This window comes from Sphingobium sp. TKS (assembly GCF_001563265.1).
Lineage (GTDB): Bacteria > Pseudomonadota > Alphaproteobacteria > Sphingomonadales > Sphingomonadaceae > Sphingobium.
In genome coordinates this window covers 1-7,223 of sequence record NZ_CP005092.1, presented here as the reverse complement: position 1 = coordinate 7,223, position 7,223 = coordinate 1, and the positions used below count along the sequence as shown (strand labels likewise).

General features: G+C 59.7%; 12 protein-coding genes. 4 read left to right on the top strand and 8 right to left on the bottom strand.

Going from position 1 to position 7,223, the window contains the following annotated elements:
• Positions 1–522 precede the first annotated feature (522 nt).
• The 3 genes from K426_RS29955 to K426_RS29945 are packed head-to-tail and all read left to right on the top strand — an operon-like array spanning position 523 to position 1,249.
• Positions 523–744 (top strand): antitoxin MazE family protein, encoded by a 222-nt coding sequence (locus tag K426_RS29955; protein WP_066564887.1) that lies wholly within the window; start codon positions 523–525, stop codon positions 742–744.
• Positions 741–1,061: a type II toxin-antitoxin system PemK/MazF family toxin gene (locus K426_RS29950; protein WP_066564885.1), complete on the top strand. Its 321-nt coding sequence runs from the start codon at positions 741–743 to the stop codon at positions 1,059–1,061. The genes K426_RS29955 and K426_RS29950 overlap by 4 nt, the downstream gene beginning before the upstream one ends.
• Positions 1,062–1,072: 11 nt before the next feature.
• Complete coding sequence (locus tag K426_RS29945) at positions 1,073–1,249, top strand: hypothetical protein (RefSeq protein WP_197672840.1); 177 nt, start codon at positions 1,073–1,075, stop codon at positions 1,247–1,249.
• A gap of 8 nt (positions 1,250–1,257) precedes the next feature.
• On the opposite strand, the gene K426_RS29940 is transcribed toward K426_RS29945, so the two are convergent.
• From K426_RS29940 to K426_RS29925, 4 genes are all read right to left on the bottom strand, one after another.
• On the bottom strand, positions 1,258–1,488 hold the full coding sequence (locus tag K426_RS29940; RefSeq protein WP_066564883.1) for a BrnA antitoxin family protein: 231 nt from the start codon (positions 1,486–1,488) through the stop codon (positions 1,258–1,260).
• Entirely contained in the window at positions 1,475–1,750 is a 276-nt protein-coding gene (locus tag K426_RS29935) for a BrnT family toxin (protein WP_066564882.1), read from the bottom strand. The genes K426_RS29940 and K426_RS29935 overlap by 14 nt, the downstream gene beginning before the upstream one ends.
• A gap of 63 nt (positions 1,751–1,813) precedes the next feature.
• Complete coding sequence (locus tag K426_RS29930; RefSeq protein WP_066564880.1) at positions 1,814–2,251, bottom strand: hypothetical protein; 438 nt, start codon at positions 2,249–2,251, stop codon at positions 1,814–1,816.
• A complete protein-coding gene (locus K426_RS29925; RefSeq protein ID WP_066564878.1) occupies positions 2,244–2,519 on the bottom strand; it encodes a mobilization protein in 276 nt (91 codons plus the stop codon). The genes K426_RS29930 and K426_RS29925 overlap by 8 nt, the downstream gene beginning before the upstream one ends.
• A 145-nt stretch (positions 2,520–2,664) precedes the next feature.
• On the opposite strand from K426_RS29925, the gene mobQ reads away from it, so the two are divergent.
• Positions 2,665–3,897 carry a MobQ family relaxase gene (gene mobQ, locus K426_RS29920; RefSeq protein ID WP_237230258.1) on the top strand — a complete coding sequence of 411 codons (1,233 nt, stop codon included), beginning with the start codon at positions 2,665–2,667 and terminating at the stop codon, positions 3,895–3,897.
• 29 nt (positions 3,898–3,926) lie between these two features.
• Here the strand turns inward: mobQ and K426_RS31740 are convergent, their stop codons facing one another.
• From K426_RS31740 to K426_RS29910, 4 genes are all read right to left on the bottom strand, one after another.
• Positions 3,927–4,778, bottom strand: a complete 852-nt coding sequence (locus tag K426_RS31740; protein ID WP_145907866.1) for a hypothetical protein — start codon at positions 4,776–4,778, stop codon at positions 3,927–3,929.
• Positions 4,779–4,944: 166 nt separating this feature from the next.
• Entirely contained in the window at positions 4,945–5,691 is a 747-nt protein-coding gene (locus K426_RS29915) for a hypothetical protein (protein WP_082749273.1), read from the bottom strand.
• Between the two features lie 21 nt (positions 5,692–5,712).
• Complete coding sequence (locus K426_RS31075) at positions 5,713–6,114, bottom strand: hypothetical protein (protein ID WP_082749272.1); 402 nt, start codon at positions 6,112–6,114, stop codon at positions 5,713–5,715.
• Between the two features lie 77 nt (positions 6,115–6,191).
• Entirely contained in the window at positions 6,192–7,211 is a 1,020-nt protein-coding gene (locus tag K426_RS29910; RefSeq protein WP_237230257.1) for a replication initiation protein, read from the bottom strand.
• Between the last annotated feature and the right edge of the window lie 12 nt (positions 7,212–7,223).

The window sequence follows — 7,223 nt, the reverse complement described above, 5'->3', positions numbered from 1 at the left end:
AAGTGGGATTTAAGAGGTGACTATTTCCACCTGTCAAGCCGTGATTTCCGCCCCATTCCCCACTTTTGCGGCCCCATTCCCCACTTTTGCGGCCCCATTCCCCACTTTTGGCTGCGTAAACAATTGAAATATAATGTGTATTTTCCCCTGAACTATTAGAACTATTAGAACAAGGAGGGGCAGACCTGTTCGGCCCGCCTTCTTTTGATGAAATTCGGAGTTAGGAAAGCGCCAACAGCTAACGGCATCCATTTTCCCTTCCCTGTCCTTTGGCAGGTCGAAAGGCCGCGCATATCTTGGCGAGGACTGTCCCAACCGCGCGGTTCCGATTTGGGCTATCAGGGGGTGTAGGAGGCGATTTCCGGCCCGTAGAACGCAGGGAAGCACTTCTGGGCAGGAAAATCCTCCAAAGGGCTGGGCGGTGCCCTAACGGGCACCAGAGGGCAATTTTCGGATAGAGCTTGCGGAAAATAGGTGGGATAGGTATCATGTAACTCTGCATGATACCTATCGGAGACTCACATGGCCGCGATCAAGCAAAGGGCTGACAAGGTAGATCAACACCGCCAGCGGATGCGCGCGGCGGGGTTTCGGCCCGTCCAATTTTGGGTTCCTGACACACGCGCCGCTGATTTCGCGGAGCGTGTGCGTCAGCAATGCCTGAAGCTGAGGGGCGACCCGGCAGAACTGGACGTGCTGCGGTTTACCGAAGAAGCGGCGGGGCAGATCGAGGAGTGGCAGTGAAGCGAGGCGATATTGTCGCGGTTTCATTGCAAGGCGACTACGGCAAACCGCGCCCGGCCCTCATTGTGCAATCGAATCTTCTGGCCGCTCTGGAGAGCGTCGTGATCTGCCCGATCACCAGCGCCGTGCGGGACGCTGCCTTTCGCATCACTGTCGAGCCGGACAACGCCAACGGGTTGCGCGTGCTTTCGCAGGTGATGGTGGACAAGCTCTCCACCCTGCCGCGCTCGAAAATCAGCGAGCCTTTCGGGCGGCTTGACGATGAGCGGATGAAGGCCGTGGACCGTGCCTTGCTACTTGTCGTCGGGCTGATTTGAAGGACAGGCGAATGGATATTAAACCTATCCGGAACGATGAAGACCATCGGATGGCGGTCGATGAAATTCGCGCGCGCTGGAACGCGGAGGCAGGCAGCGCAGACGAGGTTCGTCTCGATGCGCTGGCCACGCTAGTCGATGACTATGAGCGGAAGCGTTGGCCTGTAAACGGTGGCTGTTCCTGCTAGGACAACAATCAGATTTGCCCTGCCGCGACAAGCTGGCCGAGCAAAGCGTTTACACGGGTCTGCCATCCCGGACCGCTGTCGCGCAGATGCTCCACCGTCTTTGCGTCCAAGCGGATTTTGACTTCCACCTTGGGGGTTTCCGACTTGGGACGCCCGCGCCGCGACGGCTTCAACCCGGCCATGAAGGCCGCATCCATCGGCGGGTTGTCGTCGTGAATTTCAGGATCAAACTTGGCCATAATAGAACCTCACTTCGTGCTTTTCTGCCGGGCGCAGGCTGATGGCGCGGATTGCATCGTCGTGAGAGCCTTCGGTAAAAACCAGCACGTGCAGGCGATCACCGATCATGCCCAGGGCGACAAACCGGACCTCTCCATAGTCGAAGCGGTCATCCTCGCGCTCAAACGCCGTGTCCCAATCGAACCCTGCCGCAGCCTGCAAGGATACGCCATGCTTGGCGCTATTTGCTTCATCCTTGGCCGGGTCAAACTCGATTTCCATGATATTTCGTACACCCATTAAACCGAGTGCGCAATAATTTTTGTACACCCATAAACTGGTAGCCTATTGCGCTTGCAACGGCACCCACTTGCCCTTGCATGTCTGGGTTTTGGCGTCCCATTTGGCGGTGCATCCGTATAGCTGGCGCTCGATTTTGGGTTCCTGTGCCCAGCGGTAGGCGAGGGCCGCGGCGAAGATCAGTCCCAGCCCGATGAGGGCGGCGGTGATCCATTCCTTCAGGCGATCCCACCAGACCCCTGCGCTGACCCGCTGAAGCTCCCCAGCGGCCCGTTGGAGGGCATCGACCCCTGCCCCTGCCTGTTTGGTCCATTCGGCGCGTTGGCGGGCGTCCTGCTCGATCTTATGGGCCAGTGCGGCGACCTGGTGGGCGACCCCTTCGGCCCCGGCCTTGCGCATGGCGTCGAGCAGGGTGCGATAGTCTGCGCCGGGATCGGAGGGAGGGGGAGCATCAAACTCGGCAGGGTCGAAGGGATCAGGCATCGGCGGGGCCACCCTTGAAGGTCCAGCCCTCGAACGCCTTGCGGTCCTGATCGCGGCTGATCCGGCTCATTAGGTCATTGAGGCGGGATTCCCATGCGGGGTCTTTCATGGCGGCATCGAGGAGCAGACCGCCGAGGATGATCTTGCGGCGGGCATCGGCCTTGCGGTTCAGGGTGGCGGCGCGGGCTTCCAATGCCTGCAACCGGGCCTTGGCCTGCTGGACCTTGCGACGGGCGGTTTCGATAGCCTCTGGCGTTGGAGCAGCCATGGTCAATCCTTTCGCTGTGCGATACTGATAGCACCGGACCCGACCGAGCGAAAGAGAGGAAGGGCGCACTTATGCAAACTTGCGTTTGCGTGCGTCAGGGGATACCCCTGAACCCAGCGGGCTGTCGCCCGCGCCATGCTCCCGCATGGCTAGCAAGGGCGCGGCGATGGCGAGTTTCCATCTTGCGGTGAAGACGATAGGCCGTTCCGCCGGTCGTAGCGCGACGGCAGCGGCAGCCTATCGTGCGGGCGTCGAAATCACGGACGAGCGCACCGGCCTCGTCCACGATTACACCCGCAAGCAGGGCGTCGAACATAACGCCCTTGTCATGCCCGCCGATGCCCCGGCGTGGGCCAGTGACCGTGCCGCGCTCTGGAACGCCGCCGAGCAGGCCGAGACGCGCAAGAACTCCACCGTCGCCCGCGAATATGAAATCGCGCTTCCGGCCGAGTTGTCGGCCGAAGCGCGGTGCGAGCTTGCGCTGGGCCTCGCACGGGAGATCAGCGAGCGGCACGGGGTGGCGGTGGACGTGGCGATCCACGCACCAGGTCGCGAGGGCGACCATCGCAACCATCATGCCCATCTGTTGACGACGACGCGGCGGATCGGCCCGGAAGGGCTGGGCGAGAAGACCCGCGAACTGGACCAGAAGACGAGTGGGGAGGTCGAGCGCTGGCGTGGCCGGTGGGCCGAGATGCAGAATGCGGCGCTGGAACGGGCGAACGTCCCGGAGCGGGTGGACCATCGCAGCCACCAGCGGCGCGGAATCGAACAGGAAGCGACCGTGCATATGGGGCCGAGCGCGACAGCGATGGAGCGCCGTGCCGAGCATCAGGCCATGCGGGAGGGGCGGGATTATGAGCCAGTAACGATGGTGGGCCAGCACAACGCCGGCGTCATCGAGCAGCGGGGCCTGCGCCAGTATATCGAGCGGGGGACTGAGTGGCTGCGCGATGCGGGGCAGCGGATATCAGGCAGGCTGCATGAGTTCGCAGCGACCCTGAGCGGCGCGGTCGATCGCGATCGGCGCGATGCCGCCGAGGCGCAGCGTCAGGAGCGGTTTGCCGCCGAGCGCGCCCGTGATCAGGCACAGGAGCGCCAGCAGATGCGGGAACGGGAAAAGGTGGCGGAGAAGTTCAAGACCATTGCCGGGAAGCGCGAGGCGGGCGCTCATGGCTATGGCGACCATAACAGCGACTGGAAGGCGACCCCGGAGGCGCTCCGCAAGGCGGTGGACGCCTATAACGGGGCCAACCAGCACACCAAGGATCTCTACATCGAGCGAATCCAGCGCGAACCGCAGATGGCGCGTGCGGTGGGCCAGCTGTTCCACGAGCGCGAGTTGGCCCTGCAACGGGATCGAGGGATGAGTTTGTGAGGATGGTTTTCCGACAGCAGGCGGGGCTTTTATTCGCTAGGCGCGAGGCAGACCGAAGCCGAGTTGGAGCGCAAGCATTCGCCTTCCGCAGCGAAAACCCCGAGATCAACATCGGAATTATTTGGAGCCGATTCAGGAGAACCGCAAGTGTTCTTATAGGCAAACACTTTGCCTTTTACCGTACCTTTACTGCGAGAAAGCTCGATAGAACAACCATCACGTTCCGCAGTTACGAATACAGAGGTTCCATGGCCGAGGCCTCTACAAGGTCCGTCCATGACCATTTCGCCTGCCACGGACACGCGGCAGTTGCCGCTTACGCTTTGATTGTTCTCCCAGATAGAGGCGGAGGTACTATCCCGGTCGGAGGTCGCGGCAGCGGGCGGGAATGCCTGTTCGCTAGAGGATGCTGCTGGGGGAGATTGAGTGTCCCGCGAACCTTGTTTGCCGGACATGTAGTTTTGAATGATTGACGAGAGCCGCAATTTCACCGGGTCTTCAGCCTGCGATGTAACTACAAAATCACTGTCTTGGCTGAGTGAAGGCCGGACTGTATAGATAATGGGAAGCGTAGCAGCCGGGACGTTAGCACCAAGAAATGTTGTTGGACCGAATGAAACATTTGCGGAGCATGCAATTTCATGAATGTCGGCGTTTATACCGGTGGAGTTGACTGCTTTGAACTCAATCGGCTTGCCGCCAGCGTCGAGATAACTTTGGTAGCTTTCGCTGAGTAGGCTCAGCGCTGTGCGCTGCACATCGTTCGCGGCACAAACCTTCGGGTCGTTCGCTTGGAGCATTGCCTTAGCGTTGTTTTGATTGGGTTCGGATGTGCAAGCGGCAAGAGCCAGAAATGTACTGGCCATAAGAAACATCTTCATGAGGGGATCCGTAAATGCGGTAGTGTTCTTACGGAACACCGAGTGAATCCACGTTGTCATGCTACGGTCGGGATGGCGCGGCAATAGACATAACAATTTTTCGTAAGCGGCGGCGCGGTCGTGGCTGGGGCGGCCAATCCCAGCAGGATTGGCGCAACACCGATGACTAAAGCCCAAGTTCGGTTCGAATGTGGGCTACCGCCAACGCGATTGCCTCATTGCTGTTGAGGCCGTGAGATCCTCCGCTGAGATGAGGAATGACTGCGACAGGAACTGTGCCGCACGTCGCGACGTGCAACCGCTTTGCGTGACCATTCACCGTAACTATGTGGGCTGGCGGCTTTTCGGTGGTGCCGGTGATGGCGAGAAAGTCGTCAAGATGGGTGAGGCCGGTCCCAATCACCAAGCGCGGTCGGCATCGTTCGATCCACTTAGTCATGATCCGGAAACGATTTTTCCGCATCCATGAACGATAGGCATCCTTCGTGGTGAAGCCCGTCTTAGTGGCCGAGACATCATCCCACTCGCCGACATTGTTACAAGGTTCGGGGAAGAGATTGGCCTTGAAATAGCCGGTTGAGCCCCTTTCGAAGGGGCGCGCAGCCAATGCAAATTCGCGATAATCCTCGGGCACGCCACCGTTCAGCGTACTCAGTAGCTTGAAGGCATTTCGGTTAAACGGCCACTCGAGTTGGAGTTCCACCGCATAAGCTGTCAACTTCGCCTCACGCTCGGCGTCTATTTCGTCGTCGGCTGCTTCATCGGCGAGGGACCAACCCGGCTCAATCCCCAGCAGCCAGATCGACCGGTTGCTAGGCGTGCCCGGATTACCACCCTCGCAGGTATCGAGGAACACCGCTTCGTCTTCTATCCGGCTTCGGAATGCGATGACCGTTTGAGAGAGGGTAACCATATCAATTTCCTTCTAATGCTATCACGTCTCATCGCCGCTGGGGCTGTCGTCCTGGCGACCAAACAGGCGTGACCAGAACCCCCGCTGGGGGGCCGGCTGTGTGGCGGTACGTTGATCGGTCAGGGCAAGTCGTTGCGCCTGTTCTCGCCAAGCATTCCGTTCTTCACGCAGTTCCGCAACCTGCTCACGCAACAGCCTGTTTTCAGCTTGTAAACCGGGGGTGTCACTGCCTGTTATATCAGGCTGTAAAGGTTGCTGCACCTCATTTACAGGGGGCCATACGCGGAACAGTTCGACAGGCTCAATCCGCCACTCGCCATTATCTGACTTTTTGCCGGAAACGCGTCCTGTCTTGATTGCTTTCATGAGCGTTTGGCGGGTGACACCGACCTTTTCCGACGCTTCTCTTAGGGTGATACCCATAGTGTCACTCGCTGTTAAGTTGGCCTGTATAGTATCTATATACCGGTTGCATCATCGGGGGTGCCGCTCTGGCCGATCTATCGGGCCGGTTCAACCTTCCGACAAAAGCCTCGGAAAGTCGTTTCGATGTTCTTGGCGGTCAGATCGATGCCCCGGCCAGCACACCAGCGGCGGAAGTCATCTGCCACAAGATCGAGGTCGCGGCGCGGCTGTGGTAGTTCGGCACGGGCCACATCCCCCCATGGCGAATAGACGATGGAACCGGCCTCCGGGAACGCCTGCGAGGCACTCACCGTCTCGACCGATCCATCACGCCGCGCCTTTCGGCCCAGCTTGGGCCGGTCCAGTTCGCGCTTGGTGTCGACCTTCGCTTCCGTTTCTTTTTCCGTCCACGAAATTTCGACGCTGGCGACCGTGCGCCCGATCTTGCGCGGGGTGGCCGTCAGGGTGAAGCGTGATAGCTGGCTGATCTCCTCAATCGCTGGCGTCAGAACGTCCTTTTTGAGGTCTGCGAACCGCTTAACTTTACCCTCTGGGATGCCTAAAACGGCGCGCAATTCCGGCACCGTAAAGGTCCGGCTGTTGGTGTGATCGAGGTTCGTCAGGCTGGCGATGTGCTGGAACAGCAGCACTGAATATTTGCTGCCGAGGTGAAACACGGTCTGTCGGTCGAGAATGGCCCAATGGTTTGATTCTTCGGCCATGCGCCGGAAGGTGCGACGAAACCACCATGTCACCAGCAGATCGCCGCTGACCTCGTGACGGTAATCAAGACGAGCCTCATCGAGCAGGCCGCCGATGGTCACAATCATCTTTTCCGGGTCGTCATGGGTCATGACAGCCGCCGCCAGTTCCTGAAACAGCGGGGTCAGGCTGGCGCGGTCATGGTTCCGCATCCCGTCAATTCTGCGAATGTCGGACAGCCGGATTTGGTGGCTCACGTCCTCGGCCATACGCCCGCCTGCCGTGCCAATCATCAGGTGCATGAGTTTGAGTGCCTGAAGACTAGGCGCGTTCTGCATGTAGACCCCACGGGCGACCTCTGCGGGCAGCACGGTCTTGGTCTCATCGAAGGCCCGGTCAGCGGCCACTTTCATCGTCTTCCCCAT